We start from the raw sequence: 16,342 nt of genomic DNA on the forward strand, positions 1-16,342 counted from the left end.
TTACGTCAGTAACTGTACTACCTCCTCCCTCCTTCCTCTGGCGGGACTTTTCCCCACCGGTGGGTAACTGGTTCCCCACCGGTTCCCCATTCGCACCCCTTTTACGGGGCTTCGCTTCCCCACTGGCCTTAGCTGAGGGGGTGTCAGTTCCCCACTGGACGTAGCTGAGGGGGTGTCGAGTTCCCCACCATCGCGTGTTGAACGGGCCTCGATGTTCACCCAGTTCCGAACCGCTTCCGTCTGCGGATAGGTCGAATTGGGCTTCTTCGGGCGTTGGTACTGGCAGAAGTTACGCACGGCGCCGTAGCGCTTGCCGCCGGCTTCGTACGCCATGATGCAACCGGCTTCCGCAAGCTCGTCCAGCAGGGGGACCGCATCGACGCTGTCTGCCGGCAGGAGCCGCATCTTGAGCTTTACCGGCGACCACTCGAACGAGCCCATGTCGTCGCACTCATTCCAGATGCCGAGGAACAGCAGCCGCGCGAACGCCGACAGCGAGACATAGGTCTCGTCGGTCCAGAGGCCGGGATGGATCGATCTGATACGCGCCATTATGCACCTTCCCTGGAACTGTAGAAATCGCTGCCGCGGACGGCTGAGTTTGCGCCGAAGAACCAGCCGAGAGCCTTGCCCGAGGGGCCGCTGCGGCGTTTGGGGACGAGGAACTCGACCTTGTTGCGGACGGCTTCCATGTCGGTCCGCCACGCCTCGTATTTGGCGCCGAACTGGTCGTCCGGTTCCTGCTTCTTCAGGTATTCTTCCTCGCGGTAGACAAAGAGGATCACGTCGGCGTCCTGCTCGATCTGTCCGCTGTCGCGCAGATCCGACGGCATCGGTCGCTTGTCGGGACGCTTCTCCACGTCACGGCTGAGCTGTGCCACCGCCATCACGACGAGGCCTTCGGACTTGGCGAACTGCTTGAGCCCGACGCTAACCTCGCTGGCGTGCTCGTACGGTGACATGCCCTTGCGGCTGTGCGCCATCAGCTGGAGGTAATCGACGACTACGAGCTCAAGCTTCTCGCCCTTCGCCGCGAGGCGGCGCTTATGGCTGCGTGCCTGGCGGATCAGCTTCGCCAGCGTAAGGCCAGACGTTTCGTTGATCTCGATCGGCAGCTCGTCGAAGCGCGACTTGGCTGCGATCACGGCGGCCATCTCGTGCGGGCGCACCGTACCGTCGCGCACATGCTCGTAAGGCACGCCGCCGCGTGGTGAGAAGGTCATGTCCGCGATCATGCGGCGCGTGAGCTCGTCGGCGCTCATCTCGAGCGAGAAGATCAAGACGCCGTGACCCATACCGGCTGCGCCAATGGAGTATGATGTGACCAGCGATGTCTTGCCCATGCCGGGACGGCCGCCGATGACCACAAGGTTCGATGGGCGGAGCACGCCGATCGCGCTGTCGAGGGAATTGATCGTGCCGCAACGAACGCCGACAACAGGCTTACCGAAGCTGTCGATGACAGCCTGTGCGTATTCGCCGACGGATGCCTGTGCAGTCACAACCTGTTCCGCCAGCTCAGCGACGGCCTCGTCGGCGTTCGCAACCAGCTCTTCGCGCGTCACCGACAGATCGCGAGCGGATGCGACGACGTCTTTCAGACCCGCTACCATCCGGCGCCGGCTCGACAGCATCGTGATCTGATCAAAGTACGCCTTGGTGCGCGCCTTCGGTCCGGCGTTGAGATCGGCCGCGGCCAGCACGGAATATGCACGGGGCCATTCGCCATCCTCGGCGAAATGCGGGGCCAGCGTCACTACGTCGACCGCGCCAGACGCCGATTGCTCGATCATCTTGCCGTAGATGCGGCCGTAAAGCGGGACCGAGAAGTCGGCAGGCCGGCAACGATCGGCCACCTCGTCGATCAGCCGGTTATTGGCGAGCAGATCGCCAAGGAAGCCGATCTCTGCTTCGACATTGTACAATGGGCTCGCAGTCGCGGCTGTTGCGAACTGCTCTTCGAACGCGCCGCTCATGACCGGATACCGCGAAGCTGGTCGTTCCAGTCTTTGAAGCCCTCGGCAGGCCACATGATGCGCGTGGCGTAACCGCGCTCGATCAACTCCTCCTCGGCCTTCTCGACTGCTGCACGACCGGCAGCGTCGTTCTGGCCGGCAATCACGATCGAGACGATTCGCCGCGGGTAATCGATATGCGGCATCATCGCAGTGCCCAGCGTAACCCAGACCTCGGCGCCAAGCTCCTGCGCCAGGCTGAGGCCGTCCTCCGGCCCCTCGGTGACGATCAACTCATCCCCGACGCTGTCGGCGTCCGAGTTGATGCGCAGCGCGCCACCTTTGATTCTCCCCAGGCTGCGCTTGGGCTTCTCCATCCGCGCCTTCTGCTTTCCGCCGTCGGCAAGGAAAATGCGCTGCAGGCCAATAAGTTGATCGTCGCCATCGACCACCGCGCCGATGAGTGCGGGCAGGTCAGGGCCGCATTCACCGGACGCGTCATCGTACCAAGCTGGAGTTCGTGCAAAGCGGATCGTGTGGGGAATCGGCATGACGATGCCACGCCCGCGTAGGTAGACTTCGGCGGGCGTGCCTGGGGCAGGGGAAGCCTTATCCCAGACCCGCTGGGCACGATCGATGGCACGTTGGCGGTCGCCTTCGTCTTCCGCCGCCGCCTTTGCGCGCTGAACTGGATCGACGCCCGGCAGGCTCGCCGCACCCAGCCACTTCATTGCATCCATGAAGCCGAGGTTCTCAGTCTCCATGACGTATTTGACGATGTCGCCGGACGCGTTGCAGCCAAAGCAGTGATACGTGCCCTTCGCATCGTTCAGCTGCATTGATGGTGTGCGTTCGCTGTGGAAGGCGCACAGAGCGCGCTTCTCGTTCTTGCCCGCCCGGACAACCTTTCGGGTGCGGGCTACGACGTCGCTGATGTTGTACCGCTGCTTGGCCTCGTCGACGGCCTGACGGAATGCTGCGTCGCGTTCGGCGCGTCCGGTGGAACGGCTCACTTGGTGTCTCCCTTCGCAGCCGCGATCATTTCGAGCCACTGGCAGGTGATCGCGTGCGCCCGACGGATCAACGCCTCGTGCGGTGCCACTTCCTCGACGGTCGTCTCACCGTCGAGTTCGGCGCGAATGATTGACGGCAACAGGGTAGCAAGCGTGACCGATGCTGGGTCATCACCTGAGCAAACCGATCCCGCGTCCGCCCAGCGCCCACCAACGAGTGCCAGTAGCGGATCCGCGAACCGGCCGCCCCACTCGTGACAGCCGGCCAGGAACGTCGGCAGGTCAATAGGTGAGGCGGTGTTGGCATACGCTGCCGCCCGGTCTTCCGACTTGCCGAGCACGCGACCCATGTCGCCCCAGGTTGCGCCGTCGTCTGTCTTGATCGACGTGATGACAGCGTTTTGCGTATCGACCGCGGCTGACGCGGAGAACGTGCGACGGCGTCCGTGGATGTACGGTGCGTTCATGCGGCAATTGCCTCTGCATGGTGAAAGACACGAAAGCGCGGCAGCAGATCGATCTTACGGTGATCGCGCTTGCCAATCTGATCGCGGCGTTGACGGACGCCATGCGTGACGCCGACATCGGAAACGACGTCGTCCACCGCTTCTTGGACGAGCTGGATCATCTGAATTGGTTGACGATCCACGGGATGCCGCGTCGCGTCCTGACCGATATCGTCGACATCGTTCGCAGCACTGTGCCGACCAATGATTAAAGGTGGGGTGACCGCATGCATCATGCGGAGCGCGATCACCCCTACATCCGCCGCTGCCGGTAAAAAGCGCTTAGAAGTTGGCGGCGGAGAAGCACACCAACTCCACGGATGGTATATCAGCCATGCCGTATTAAGCGCCATGACGCTAACTGGCATTGGTGTCCATACAGATCGACGAAAGCGATCAGCCGCGTTCATGCTGCAATGCTAGCGTTGCTAACGCGATACGTTGCCATAAAATTGCGAACGCGCACGTCGGTTTCCGGCCATACGCGTCTACCGTTTTTCAACTGGCTGACGAAATGCGGATCGCGCATGGCCTTACGGCCAAAAGTCACCGGTGACATTGCATGATCATCGATGAAGATCGAGATCGCATCGACGAGGGGGAGCGTATCGGTCTGCATAAGACAGACCGTAATGTAGGGCGTGTCCCACAGTCAATCACTTTGTGTAGGCTGCGTCCTAGCATTCCGATAAGAAGCCAAATGTGGGAAGAGCCCCACATGACTGATAACAGTGCGACCCCGCTTCAAGTTGCTATTCGTGAGGCCGTGATAGCCTCAGGTCGAACTCGCGATGCAAATGATCAGCTGCTCAAGAAGGCGCTAGGAACGACCGGAAAACCACTTTGGGATATTGAGCGTGGAAAGAGCAAGAGGCCTGGTCCGGACACATTGCGAGCGATCGAGCGAGTACTGTCGCTTCCCGACGAGCAACTTGTCGAGCTCGTGCATCCGCGATCATCGCCCATAAAACAGCCGCCAGCATTCGACGCCGACCAGCCAAAAATACATACAGCTGATGCAGGCGAGATGGTCGAAATTATTAAGCTCGATCTGTCACTGCCCATGGGGCCAGGCGCGACAGTCGACGACTATATTGAAGAGGAACCCGTATCCTTCGACTTGGGCTACGTCCGCGGCTTTACGCGCACTCCTCCGCACCGTTTGCGTATCGCGCGCGGTGTGGGTGACAGCATGTTTCCGACGCTGAATAGCAACGATCTAGTCTGGATTGACAGCACCCAGACGAACCTCAACCAGCAGGACCGAGTGTGGGCCGTGTCGATCAACGGCGCCGCTGCGATCAAGCGGTTACGCTCCCTTAAGGAGGGCCGCGTATTGGTGATTTCTGATAACCCGACGATCGACAATTACGAGGTCGGTGGAGACGAAATTAGGATCGGCGGGCGCGTTATCCGGTTTGCGAGGGACCTTTGAGCGAGCCGGAACCAGAGCGCACATTCCGCTTCCTTTACCGAGGCAGAGACGCCACCCGCAACGCTATCGAAATGCGACACCTCGGCGCATCGTTGATTGGCCTAGATCGCATTATGGCTGACGGCCTTATGGTTCTTACTGAGCAAAGATTGCCTACCCGGCGCGAACGTCCGCCGATCGCGTTTGAGATAAATGCCCCGCGGGCAGGCTCGGTTGAAATATTAGGCGGCCTTGCCCCGATGATAGGGCAACTGCCACTTCTATGGGATTTCGTTGCCTCGGGACGAGCCAAAAGCGCAATGGAGTTTGCAGCATATGTTCTCAAAGTCCGCGGTGGACGGCCAGCGGAGGCTGAGGTACACAAAGAGAACATGTTAGAAATCCTGCGTATTACAGAGGCGACCAGGGACCGCGCAGACCAGCGCTGGCATGATACATTACGCGAAACGATAGGCCATCTGGCTCACTCCGTAGCAGAGCGGTCCGGGTACGCTTCCAAGCAAGCCGTCGCACCGGTCGGACGCTCCGTGGATCAACTGCAAATCGGCGAGGCAACCGGCGATGGGAATCTGATCGACGCCGCGATGGCTGATGTTATTCGTGAGGGTGGCGGTGCTACCGTTGGCGATCAAGAGAGGATCGTGGTGCAGGTCGATGGTTATCAACACCACAACCGAACGCTGAAGATTGCGCGTTTGGATGGCGAAGGCTTCATGACTGCCAATGTCACCGATCCGGCATTCGATATCTCACCCAACCTTTACACCGAGGCCGCGACGATTCGAGCCCGGCTAGTCATCGACGCAAAGAAGACTTTCCGCGATGGCCGCATCGAGCGTTTGCATATCTCCAACGCGGTAGAGATACTGGCCGCGTAGTGCGCGCTATTTCCCTAGCAATCGTCGGCATAGATTACCCAAACAAGCGCGGTCCTGGCCGACGGTTCGAGCTTGAAATATGCAAGCCAGGCGAGCCGATCGAGCTACGGCCGGAGCCCGAAAACCAGTTCGATGAGCACGCAATTGCCGTGTTCTCTTGCCGTGGTGTTCAGCTCGGATACCTTGCATCGGAGCGTGCCGTGTTCATCGGCACCCTGTGGCGACAGGGCCATGATGCCACAGCCATATTTCAAAGCCTCGAGCCGAAAGTGGGCTGGATCCGTGTTGCATTCGATGGCGAGCAGCCGTCACTTCCCCTTACAACATCAAACGAGCCCGCCCCGGGCGCAGACGGCTTTTGGCCAGATCAGATCTATGACGATGACCTATAAGTAGGATCAGGCCTACTTTACGCTTGACCAAGTAGGACACATCCCACATAAACGCTTTCGAAGGTCGCAATATGAGGTTGCGCTTTGGGAGGTCGGACATGGCAACGCAGTTCAAGCATACTGATTTCACGAACATCCCAACGTTAGCGGCGCAACCCAACATCCGGGTCGCGTTTATCGCAGGCGAGGCGACCGCCGCGGTTCACGACGCGATGGCAAAGCTGCCCGCGGACACACGCGATGGCACGCTGGATGATCTGGTTTGGGACCAGGGGGTCGCAGCAGCCGAGAACGTCACGCTTATTCAGAGCATGACCTGCGCACTGGTTGAGAAGGCGCAGGAGCTGCTGTCGCCGCGAATGTACTCAGCGTTTCTTCGCTGGGGCGAAGCGGCATCGTATCTCAGTACAATCTTTGAGACCGACGCAGATGGGGACCTTCGCTGCCAGCGGAATGCGGCAGCGGGTCGAGTGCTGGGCGAGGTATCCGCCGAGCATATGCACGACGTTATTATCAAGATGCTCGTCGTAGGAATAGAGACGGCAGATTGTTCGGCCTTCGGACCGTTCGCAGACGTCAAATCCAATGATCAGTTTGGCTGCGAACAAACGCTGTTGCGTGGCTTGAGCGCGGATCTCGACTGGGTGTCGCCGCTGCCGGCGTTGTTTAACGAGTTGAGCTGCCGCGCATGGCAACTGTCCAACAGCAGTAGCTCGTTCAGTCTCCCAATCGGCTCGGCTATCACGAGCACCTTCAGCTTCGCACGCGGCCTAGATAGCGCTGAGCAACGGACGCCTGCCGGGTCATCTCAAATGCCCGCTAGCTACGACCGATTTATGGGTGGACCCTTCATCTCATGGCAGCGGGCATACTCGCGATATGAGGAGGCGCACCACACGCTCTACGCCTACGACCGCGATATCTATTCCTCGACCTTCGCGACACCCAACGTGGCGGAGAGCGTCAAGGATAGTGTGCAGGAGCAGTTCGACGTCCTGCTGATGGCCGAACACGACGCGGTGCAGTGGCTTTATCGTATCCCGGCACCGAGTGCATCGGAGCTGGCAATCAAGCTGAAGATTTTCGTCGAAATGGACGGTTACGACCTGACGTACGCCCCTGAGGCGATCCGCCAGATCACGATCGACGCTCGTCGGTTCGGGCGACATGGCGCGCATTTGCAAACGGACGAAGCCCTCCTTGCAGCTTTCGCCGCGCGTCGCCGGGAGTTTGAAGCAATCGAAGGCGTCGAGCTTCACGGCCATGAGGAAGACACGTATTTCGCGCGGGTTGACGCGACAGAAGCCGTGCTCATGGACAATGCCGCGACCACGATCGAAGGCGTGCTTGCGAAGCTTCGCGTCGCGTTTCTTCACCAGACCGGCGAAGACTGGTCGGACCTCGCAATATCGAACACGAAGCTGCCCAAGTTCGCCGACGGCCTTGCCATGTCCGATATGTACACCCGACTGGCATGGGCTGCGATTGAAGATCTAGCACGCATCGCAGGTGTCAGCTTGGCGGAGCAAGGCGCATGATGGGCCTCGTTGAATCGTGCGGCGACGTCTGCACGTTGTCGGACATCAAAGCAGTCCAGCATTACCACCAGACGCCTAGGCATTCCGAGCACTACCTTCTGGAGCTTCATTCAGGGAAAGAACCTCTGAAGCTCTTCGCGTTCGACTACGCGGCGCTGGAAGCCAGGCCTGTCCAGCTCATGCCGGTGGAGCCTGGCACCCGGCTTATTACGGTGTACGGCGGGCTTGCCGAGAATGAGCAGCCGTTCGTAGACAAGGCGCCGATCATCGCATGGGCGCTGTGCATCGACGGACAGGTTCGGCCGGTCACGCCTGCGGGCGTCAGCCGCGGGTTCAATCCCGCTAGCTCTGGCAACTGGTTTCCTGAGTACCTCGAGTTCTCGAACGGCGCGATCCATCAGTTCGGATATGACGCTGAGCCGGAAGATTTCGGGAGCGTCGCTGTGGTCATCGAGCGCGAGACCCGCCGCCAGCGCAACTATGAAGCCGAGCGTAAGGCTCGTGCGGCTGCCCAGGACGAGGAGACGAACCAATGACCTGCGCGTCCTGCCGATTCTGGGATCGCTACGCCGACAGCGATATCTCCAAGAAGTTCGGAGATTGCCGGTTCAATCCGCCACTCATCAGCGAGACGCTTCTTGCCCGGATGCTGCCGGGGCCGAGCATACCGCTCTCCGACTACGACGACATCGAACGCGATATCTACGTCGCGAGCGCTTTCCCCGTCACGCATCAGGAAAGCGAGTGCGGTCGTTGGGATGGGAGGATGCCGATATGATGACGGACCGATCCACGACCTGTGCGACGTGCCGCCATTGGCGGCGCATGGGGCCGAAGCTGGCGAACGCGCAACGAGATCCATCATCGGCCACGGATCAAGGCACCTGCGAACGGCGGGCTCCTACGGTCGTTCAAGGTGAATTGCCGTTCCCCGTATCGGTGTTCCCGGTAACCCATGAGAGCCGCGGATGCGGCGAGTATGGAGCGCGGAATGGCAATGGTGGCCCGGGTGGCGGCGAACGCGCCGGGCAGGGCGGGGAGGGCGACCACAACGTTACGCCGTTTCGTCGGATCGCAGCATGACGGCAGCCGAAGCATTTAATCGCAGTCAGACCGATCGCACCGCACATGAGGGTGGCGCGCGAGTGTCGAGTACCGCGCGTGCCGACGGCTACCTTCGGAAATCGGTGGTCCTCACGACCAGATCTCCGGCGCGGAGCCCTTCGATACGCCATCGGTTTTCGACCGCAGCTCGGAACAATGTGGCCACTCGTTCGGACGATTTGTTACGTTCAAGGAGCGCAAAATGCACGGCCGCCGCGGGCGACAGCCGGCCGCGGACAGTCGTTGTAACCGGTTCGAAAACTCCGGGGGCACTGTTGTCGGTGAATTCCAGTTCGAAGCTGCCGTCGTCATTGATCATAAGTCGTCGGCTCCGTCTGAAGCGTCAACTGTCTCATTGCGGGACTGGGCAGGTCAATAGCGGCCTGCCCATAAATCACCGGGTTAAGCTTGGCCGCGCCGATAGCGTTCGGTCTAGCTCAGTCGGTCTCGCTAGTTCCGCTTCCGTCGTCGGTCGACTTCCACTTACCCTCGGCAACTTGATCATCGTCATCGCCGTCAATTGCCTGCTCATATGCAGCGCTCTCATCCGCGATGCCGGCTTCCGTGCTTTTCTTCGCAGTGTCCGCGAAGTCAGCCTTGCTTGGGTCGGCTGGGTTGCTGTCGGTCATGATCAACTCCTCTGCTGGAGCGTCCTCAACGCATCATCGCGGCCTGCAGGGGCCGATCGATCTTCCTATCCCACATCAATCGCTAGGAGCTTGCGCTGATGGGCCTCGCACTTGAACGCCTGCCTGATTGGCCGGTCGCCATGACCCGTGAGATGGCGCTTGCGTACACAGGCGTTGCAGAGGCCCAGTTGCGCGAGTGGGAACGTCGCGGGACCGTTCGCTTCTGCCTCCGTGGGCCTCGAGGCGCTGCGATCGCAGCGCGATCGTCGCTGGACGCTGCCGTGCATAGCCTGTTCGCCAGCGCAGCCGCCGACGACGGCGCAATCGAGTTCGACTGATGGCGATCGCGCGACTGCCGGCATACGTTCGGCCCACCCCGCTCGCGGGTGGCAAGACTGGCTATTACTTCGAGCTGCCGCCTTGGGCGCGGCCTACGAAGGACCCCCTGACAGGCAAGAGGAAGCCCGCGGTACGGCACGGTCAGGCATGTCCCGTGATCTCGACGGCGCTCGGTACTGACCTTGCCCAGGTGCATGCGAAGGGCGCGGCCCTCAACGAAGCGCTGCGCGAATGGCGTACGGGTCAGATGGGGCAGGGGCGTATCGCCGAGGGCACCGTAGCATGGCTGTTCCAGTGGTACCGCGAGCAGGGGCGTTTCACCAAGAACAAGGCGAAGACGCGCAAGGACTACAAGGCGCTCATGGACATGCTGGTGGCGTTCGAGACGAAAGTCGGACAGCCGCCGCTCGGCAAGCGCATAGCTTCCAAGGTCGACGCCACGGTCGCTGACAAGCTCTACCAGAAGCTGAAGGAGAAGGGGGAACGGCAGGCATCCTATGCCATGCAGGTTTGCCGGCTCGTCTGGACGTGGGCGGCGCGTCACCACCGGATCACTGGCGTGAAGGAAAACCCGTTTAAGGGCATGGGGCTGTCTAGCACGGCCGCTAAGGGCAATCGCGAGACGAGCCGGGCGGAGTATAACCTCTACCGCGAGACGGCCCGTAAGCTGGGCTTCCAGTCGATGGCTACGGCTGCCGCGCTCTGCTTCGAATGTTGCCAGCGCGTATGGGATGCGTTTGGGTTCGAGGATTCGGATGGGAAGGAACATCGTGGGATCGAGTGGGCAGGGTATCGGCCAGGCGAGGAGATCAGCCTCGTGCAGTCAAAGACTGGCAATCCAGTAACCTTGCCGCTGTCGATCGTCGTGACCGCCCACGACGGCAAACCAGAGACGGTGTCGCTCTATCCCGAACTGGAGGAAGAGCTCGCCCGATCGCGTGCGGTGGTCGCTGCCGATGCCGAAGTGATCGTGCTCGAGGAGCGCAGCGGGCAGAAGTACAAGGAGCGGCGCATGTCGTCCGTCCATCGGAAGATATGCGATGAGGCCGGTTTACCGAAGGCAATGACGTTCACTGGATTCCGGCATGGCGGCATCACAGAGATCGGCGACGCCGGCGAGGACGACGTGCGCGCGGTCTCAGGTCACAAAACGCTCGCAGTGACGCGAATCTATAACAAGGCTAGCGCCGAAAAAGCCCGCCGGATCGGCGCAACGCGGCGTGGGCATATTGAGGCGCTGGGTGGCGCAGAGGTCTGATTCGGGATCTTAGGCAGCGAGATCGTTTCGTACCAAAACTAGTGCCTCAGCCAATTCGACCAGCGCCCGCTTTGTCAGCGGACCCAAGACTTCCCCGTGATACGGATTGGCAAGGCTTGCAGCACCGACTGCTTCCGCATCCGCTGGCTTTGGCGTCCAAGCAACTCCTTGGCCGAACGCACGGGCGTCCGCGGCCGTGACAGCGCCCAACGCATGAGTGCTGGGCATTAATCCGTATCGGGCGTCCGGTGGCAGTCCATTCTGAGCAAGTAGGCACTCAAGATCGATAGATACGTGCTTCTCACCTTTGGCCGCCTTGAATGCCTGAGAGGAAATTCGTCGCCCGTTTACGGGACATGGCACAACTTGGACTGGCGAACGGCAATGCCTCAGTAGCCGATCTGCATTACCTATGCCGATATCGTCATATCGGTCGTCAATCTCGTAGCTCTGCGCAGTTGGCTCACACATTCCTAGGCAAGAGCTCGCAATACCGACGCCTCTAGAAGCGTAACAGCCCCACTTGCTTCGGCATCCACTAGTGACCCGGTCTCACGATCCTTGTGCCACGAATAAAAGGAACCGTCTTCGTCCACCAGGAAGCCAAACGACATCGTTTGAAGATGCCATTCGATTTGGACCGAGCTATCTGCGCCGGGAACGAGGGACCCATCAGGCAAGCCATTCCGAAAATGTTCTTTGAGAACGTTGGCAATCTGCCGGAGATGCCCCCTTGAGACGGGGCTTGCGCCATAACCATCCCAATTCGCAGGTAGGTTAGCTAGCTTGTGGATTTCCCGATCAACCCAAACAATCCCGCTCGACGGAATTGTCTCATGAGATGATGGTGACCTCTGCAATAGCGGGAATTGAACACCTGGCTGGCTGGGCGCAGTAGCGCCGGCCGCCGCCGTTTGAAACGACGTGGAAATTAATACCAGTGCTGAAGTAGCTCCACGCAAGGCAATCATTGAGCTGACCAACGCAGCTTGGCTTCATCAGTGATAAGACTGTCAAAGCGGTGAGCGATATAAGCGTGTGCTGCATCAAGAAATGTGTCGACCTGTTCCCATTCAGCAACGAGCATAGACGCCTTCCAGAGAATCCGAATTACCGGCCGCACTTCCTCGCCCTCCGCTGATGGCAGCGAAGCAGCAACAATCTGCACACTAAGGGTAGCTTCGCTATCATCCACAGGAATACGTTCGAGCCACGCATTTTGCCAGTTGCCCATGGGGACAAACTCGCCCCGTGAATCCCCATCGTTTGGCTCTCGCTGAACGTGGTTCAAAACAGACGAAAGAAGCGCCCGAGTTTGCCCTTTCGGCGCACCAATTACGTCATCATACATGAGCTCGACAGCGCGCGGGTTCGGCAGTCGGGTATTCTGGCGCCGATGCCATTCAGAAATCGTCGCCCTAACGTTATGGAAGCTCGACCGAATTTCATCAAACCCCGGGTAGTTTGCTGGCTCATCGATGCCGACGAGACGCCTCCAATTGCGGGCAAGCAAATTATCTTGAACCTGTACGAGATTGGAGCCGTCGCTGCTTATAAACCACCAACGCGACAGGTGGGGGACGTCGGTAAGCGGTGGAAGACCCGCAAATTGTTCGAAATCAGCGCCGTCAAACGGATCAGCGCGCTGAACGCTGGGAAATTCGCGCGCCAGCTGCTCGTGAAGTGACTGCACATTGAATGGGTTAAAAAGGCCAACGTCGGCAAGACTTACCGTGATACCCACCTCGTTGACAGGCGGATGCGAGTATCGCGTTGCGCTTTTCATTTGAGCAATCATCCCCCCCATATGGCTACCGTTAGCAATCGTTGAAGGTCGCTGCAATCAGCGGCGCCAATATGTCGGAATGCCGTGTCGGAACATGTCGGGAGAACAAAGCTCCGCCACCGAGAAAATCGTTTTCCTTCAAGGTGGTGGATGGTGGACGCACTTGGGCTCGAACCAAGGACCCGCTGATTAAGAGTCAGCTGCTCTACCAACTGAGCTATGCGTCCATTCCGGGGCGGTTTTGGTGGCGCCCTGGTGTGGCGCCCCGCTGCTGGAGGCGCGCTGTTAGCAGACTCATCGGGGGCTGCAACCCCTTTTCGTCCTACCAGCGAACAGTTTTTCGATTTTCGCGGTCAATCGACATCAAAATCCCGAGGCACAACAGCACCGTCATCTGCGACGACCCGCCATAGCTCACCAGCGGCAGCGGGATGCCCACCACGGGGGCGAGGCCCATCACCATCATCAGGTTGATCGCGACATAGAAGAAGATCGTCGTGGCGAGCCCTGCGGCGGCGAGCCGCGCGAACCGCGACTGTGCGCGCTGGCCGACCTCGATCCCCCAGCGGATCACGAGCAGGAACGCGAGGATCAGCAGGCAGCCGCCGACCAGCCCCCATTCCTCGGCCATCGTCGCGAAGACGAAATCGGTATGCCCCTCGGGGAGGTAGTCGAGATGGCTCTGCGTGCCGTTGAGGAATCCCTTGCCCCACAGCCCGCCCGATCCGATCGCGATCTTCGACTGGCTGATATGATAGCCGGTGCCCAGCGGGTCACTCTCGGGATCGAGGAAGATCAGGATCCGGTTGCGCTGGTAGTCGTGCAGCGCGAAGTTGATCGCGAGCGGGATCGCGACCGACGCGGCGACCGCGCCGCCGACGAACAGCCTGATCGGGATGCCCGCGAGGAACATCACCGTCGCGCCGCCCGCACAGATCATCAGCGCGGTGCCGAGGTCGGGCTGTTTCATCACGATCGCCGCTGGAATGCCGATCAGCACCGCGGCGGGCCAGATCCCTGCGAACCGCCGCGTCTCGTTGGGCGGCAGCATGTCGTAGAAGCGCGCGCACGCGAGCACGATCGCGGGCTTCATCAGTTCGGACGGCTGCAGCCGGATGAAGCCGAGGTCGAGCCAGCGCTGGCTGCCGCCCCGGACCGCGCCGAGCAGTTCGACGAGGACCAGTGCCAGCACGAGCGCGCCATAGGTCGGCCAGGTCGCCGCCTTCCAGACGCGTTCGGGGATGCGGGACAGCATGACCGACCCTGCAAGCAGGACGAAGAAGCGGACGCCCTGCGGCAGCGTCCAGGGCCGCAGCGAGCCGCCGGCGGCCGAATAGAGCACGACCAGCCCGAAGGTGCCGATCGCGGCGACGAGCAGCAGCGTGCGCCACGGCAGCGCGGCAAGCTGTTCTGGGACGATACGCGAGGTCATTGGACACGCTCCGTGGTGCCGTCCTCGGCGACGCCGCCGTCGGACGTGGCCAGATCGGCCTGCGCGCGGTTGGCGCTGTCGGTCGCGTTGGCGACCGCGGGCGCGTCGCTGGGGACGATCGCATCGGTCTTCGTCGCGATCGCAGCGGGGGTGCCGACTGCGCGGTGCGATAGGCGGCGGCGGTCGCCGCCATCCGCGTCCTGATGTCGCCGCCCCAGGTCGGCTCGACCTCCGCCAGCGATTTCAGCGCACGATCGCGGTCGAGCATGTAGGTCATGATGTCGCGTGCGATCATCGGCGTGTCGAGGTTGCGCACCGTATGGCCGTTATGCTCGAGCACGACCGCGAGCGCGTAGCGAGGATTGTCCGCGGGCGCGAAACCGATGAACAGCGCATGGTCGCGCAGCTTGAACGGCAGCTGGCCGTTCTTGAGCACGCCCGAACGCCGCTCCGCCATCGTGATGCGGCGGACCTGCGCGGTGCCGGTCTTGCCCGCGATCGCCACGCCCGGGATGAGCAGCCGGGCTGCACCGCCGGTGCCGCCGCCGTTTATCACCCCGAACATCGCCTCGCGGACACGGGCGAGGTTCTCCGAGATCAATGTCGAGCGCGGGGGCGTCGCGGTGCACCTGGCTTGCAAGGATGCTCGGCTGAAGGTCGCGCCCCGAGGCGAGCCGCGCCGCCATCACCGCGAGCTGAAGCGGATTGGCGAGCACATAGCCCTGACCGATCGACGCGTTGAGCAGAATCGGCGACGGTCCACGGCCGCTTGTACTTGCGCAGCTTCCATGCCGGATCGGGCATCGTCCCGAAGCGCTGCGTCGAGAAGGGCAGGTCGAACTTCTGCCCTAGTCCCAGCGTCCGCGCGATCGGCGCGATCCGGTCATAGCCGACGCGCCGCGCCATCTCGTAGAAATAGATGTCGCAGCTCTGCATGATCGCGTTCTTGAGATCGAGCGGCCCGTGGCCACCGCGCTTGTGGCAGTGGAACACGCTGGTGCCGAGCCGCATCGCGCCCGAGCAGTTGACGCGCGCGCCCGGCTCGATGCCCGCATGGAGCAGCGCGAGCCCGTTCATCGGCTTGACCGTCGAGCCCGGCGGATACAGCCCCTGCGTGACCTTGTTCATCAGCGGCACGTGATCGTCGTCGCTCAGCATCTGCCATTCGAGATGGCTGATCCCGTCCGAGAAGCTGTTGGGATCATAGGCGGGCATCGACACCATCGCGAGCATCTCGCCGGTGCGGCAGTCGATGACGACGACCGATCCCGAATTGGTGCCGAGTCGGCGCGCGGCATATTCCTGCAGGCCGGCGTCGATCGTCAGGCGCGCGGTCTTGCCGGGCACGTCGGGCTTGGTCGCGAGTTCGGCGACCAGCTTGCCGCGTGCGGTGACCTCGACGCGCTTCGCGCCGGCCTGGCCGCGCAGCTCGTCCTCGAGCATCTTCTCGAGCCCGTCCTTGCCGAGCTTGAAGCCCGGCGTGACGAGCAACGGGTCGCGCGTCTTCTTGTACTGTTCGACATTGGGCACGCCGACATAGCCCGTGAGATGCGCGACCGCGGCGCCCGCGGGATAGTTACGCGCAAAGCCGCGCGTCGGCGCGACGCCGGGGAGTTCGGGCAGCCGCACGCTGACCGCGGCGAACCGTTCCCAGTCGAGATTCTCCGCGACCTGCACGGGCTGGAACCCGGCGGCATGATCGAGATCGATCGCGATCCGCTCGACCTCCTCGGGCGGCAGCTGGAGGATGCGGCCGAGCAGCGGCAGCACGCGTTCCTTGTCGCGCAGCCGGTCGGGGATGATGTCGACGCGGAAATCGGTGCGGTTGTTCGCGATCGGCACGCCGTGGCGGTCGACGATCCAGCCGCGTCGCGGCGGCAACAGCGTCATGTTCACGCGGTTGCTTTCGGACAGCATCGTGTAGCGGTCGTTCTGCGCGATCGACAGCCACGCCATCCGCCCCGCCAGCATCAGGCCCACGCCGCCCTGCGCCGCGCCCAATATCCAGGCGCGGCGTGAGAAGCTGTAGGCTTGCGACATTTCGGTCACCACGCGCGGCGGGCGTCTCATTGCTGAA

17 protein-coding genes, 1 tRNA gene and 1 pseudogene are annotated in these 16,342 nt (G+C 61.5%); 8 read left to right on the forward strand and 11 right to left on the reverse strand.

Annotated features, from left to right (window positions below; all coding sequences use genetic code 11):
• The 6 genes from QP165_RS18305 to QP165_RS18330 form a co-directional block, all read right to left on the reverse strand.
• A complete protein-coding gene (locus tag QP165_RS18305) occupies positions 1 to 552 on the reverse strand; it encodes a hypothetical protein (RefSeq protein WP_333996720.1) in 552 nt (183 codons plus the stop codon).
• Entirely contained in the window at positions 552 to 1,976 is a 1,425-nt protein-coding gene (locus tag QP165_RS18310) for a replicative DNA helicase (protein ID WP_333996721.1), read from the reverse strand. The genes QP165_RS18305 and QP165_RS18310 overlap by 1 nt, the downstream gene beginning before the upstream one ends.
• Positions 1,973 to 2,968: a DUF7146 domain-containing protein gene (locus tag QP165_RS18315; RefSeq protein WP_333996722.1), complete on the reverse strand. Its 996-nt coding sequence runs from the start codon at positions 2,966 to 2,968 to the stop codon at positions 1,973 to 1,975. Before QP165_RS18315 ends, QP165_RS18310 begins: the two co-directional genes overlap by 4 nt.
• Entirely contained in the window at positions 2,965 to 3,435 is a 471-nt protein-coding gene (locus tag QP165_RS18320) for a hypothetical protein (protein WP_333996723.1), read from the reverse strand. The genes QP165_RS18315 and QP165_RS18320 overlap by 4 nt, the downstream gene beginning before the upstream one ends.
• Positions 3,432 to 3,725: a hypothetical protein gene (locus QP165_RS18325; RefSeq protein WP_333996724.1), complete on the reverse strand. Its 294-nt coding sequence runs from the start codon at positions 3,723 to 3,725 to the stop codon at positions 3,432 to 3,434. The genes QP165_RS18320 and QP165_RS18325 overlap by 4 nt, the downstream gene beginning before the upstream one ends.
• 155 nt (positions 3,726 to 3,880) lie before the next feature.
• The gene (locus tag QP165_RS18330; protein WP_333996725.1) at positions 3,881 to 4,093 is read right to left on the reverse strand and encodes a hypothetical protein; all 213 of its coding nucleotides are present in this window, start codon (positions 4,091 to 4,093) and stop codon (positions 3,881 to 3,883) included.
• A gap of 99 nt (positions 4,094 to 4,192) precedes the next feature.
• Here QP165_RS18330 and QP165_RS18335 point away from each other — a divergent pair, with 99 nt between their 5' ends.
• The 6 genes from QP165_RS18335 to QP165_RS18355 all read left to right on the forward strand — a co-directional run bounded on the left by QP165_RS18335 (position 4,193) and on the right by QP165_RS18355 (position 8,495).
• Complete coding sequence (locus QP165_RS18335) at positions 4,193 to 4,909, forward strand: S24 family peptidase (RefSeq protein ID WP_333996726.1); 717 nt, start codon at positions 4,193 to 4,195, stop codon at positions 4,907 to 4,909.
• A complete protein-coding gene (locus QP165_RS18340; RefSeq protein ID WP_333996727.1) occupies positions 4,906 to 5,787 on the forward strand; it encodes a DUF7946 domain-containing protein in 882 nt (293 codons plus the stop codon). The genes QP165_RS18335 and QP165_RS18340 overlap by 4 nt, the downstream gene beginning before the upstream one ends.
• Positions 5,787 to 6,179: an HIRAN domain-containing protein gene (locus QP165_RS20130; protein ID WP_443019337.1), complete on the forward strand. Its 393-nt coding sequence runs from the start codon at positions 5,787 to 5,789 to the stop codon at positions 6,177 to 6,179. Before QP165_RS18340 ends, QP165_RS20130 begins: the two co-directional genes overlap by 1 nt.
• Positions 6,180 to 6,277: 98 nt before the next feature.
• Positions 6,278 to 7,717 (forward strand): hypothetical protein, encoded by a 1,440-nt coding sequence (locus QP165_RS18345; RefSeq protein ID WP_333996728.1) that lies wholly within the window; start codon positions 6,278 to 6,280, stop codon positions 7,715 to 7,717.
• Positions 7,714 to 8,253, forward strand: coding sequence for a hypothetical protein (locus tag QP165_RS18350; protein WP_333996729.1), 540 nt, complete (start codon positions 7,714 to 7,716; stop codon positions 8,251 to 8,253). The genes QP165_RS18345 and QP165_RS18350 overlap by 4 nt, the downstream gene beginning before the upstream one ends.
• Positions 8,250 to 8,495, forward strand: coding sequence for a hypothetical protein (locus tag QP165_RS18355; RefSeq protein WP_333996730.1), 246 nt, complete (start codon positions 8,250 to 8,252; stop codon positions 8,493 to 8,495). The genes QP165_RS18350 and QP165_RS18355 overlap by 4 nt, the downstream gene beginning before the upstream one ends.
• Before the next feature lie 763 nt (positions 8,496 to 9,258).
• Here the strand turns inward: QP165_RS18355 and QP165_RS18360 are convergent.
• Complete coding sequence (locus tag QP165_RS18360; protein ID WP_333996731.1) at positions 9,259 to 9,450, reverse strand: hypothetical protein; 192 nt, start codon at positions 9,448 to 9,450, stop codon at positions 9,259 to 9,261.
• Between the two features lie 98 nt (positions 9,451 to 9,548).
• Between QP165_RS18360 and QP165_RS18365 the strand changes: the two genes are divergently transcribed.
• Positions 9,549 to 9,788, forward strand: a complete 240-nt coding sequence (locus QP165_RS18365; RefSeq protein ID WP_333996732.1) for a hypothetical protein — start codon at positions 9,549 to 9,551, stop codon at positions 9,786 to 9,788.
• The gene (locus tag QP165_RS18370; protein ID WP_333996733.1) at positions 9,788 to 11,047 is read left to right on the forward strand and encodes a tyrosine-type recombinase/integrase; all 1,260 of its coding nucleotides are present in this window, start codon (positions 9,788 to 9,790) and stop codon (positions 11,045 to 11,047) included. The genes QP165_RS18365 and QP165_RS18370 overlap by 1 nt, the downstream gene beginning before the upstream one ends.
• A gap of 967 nt (positions 11,048 to 12,014) precedes the next feature.
• On the opposite strand, the gene QP165_RS18375 is transcribed toward QP165_RS18370, so the two are convergent.
• The 4 genes and pseudogenes from QP165_RS18375 to mrdA form a co-directional block, all read right to left on the reverse strand.
• Entirely contained in the window at positions 12,015 to 12,833 is an 819-nt protein-coding gene (locus tag QP165_RS18375; protein ID WP_333996734.1) for a TIGR04255 family protein, read from the reverse strand.
• Positions 12,834 to 12,984: 151 nt separating this feature from the next.
• Positions 12,985 to 13,060: transfer RNA gene (locus tag QP165_RS18380), tRNA-Lys, on the reverse strand.
• A 95-nt stretch (positions 13,061 to 13,155) separates the two neighbouring features.
• On the reverse strand, positions 13,156 to 14,265 hold the full coding sequence (gene rodA, locus QP165_RS18385; protein WP_056021850.1) for a rod shape-determining protein RodA: 1,110 nt from the start codon (positions 14,263 to 14,265) through the stop codon (positions 13,156 to 13,158).
• Positions 14,262 to 16,335, reverse strand: a pseudogene (gene mrdA, locus QP165_RS18390) (penicillin-binding protein 2). The gene rodA and the pseudogene mrdA overlap by 4 nt, the downstream one beginning before the upstream one ends.
• Positions 16,336 to 16,342 lie beyond the last annotated feature (7 nt).

The organism is Sphingomonas sp. 22R3R2A-7 (genome assembly GCF_036856055.1).
GTDB lineage: Bacteria > Pseudomonadota > Alphaproteobacteria > Sphingomonadales > Sphingomonadaceae > Sphingomonas.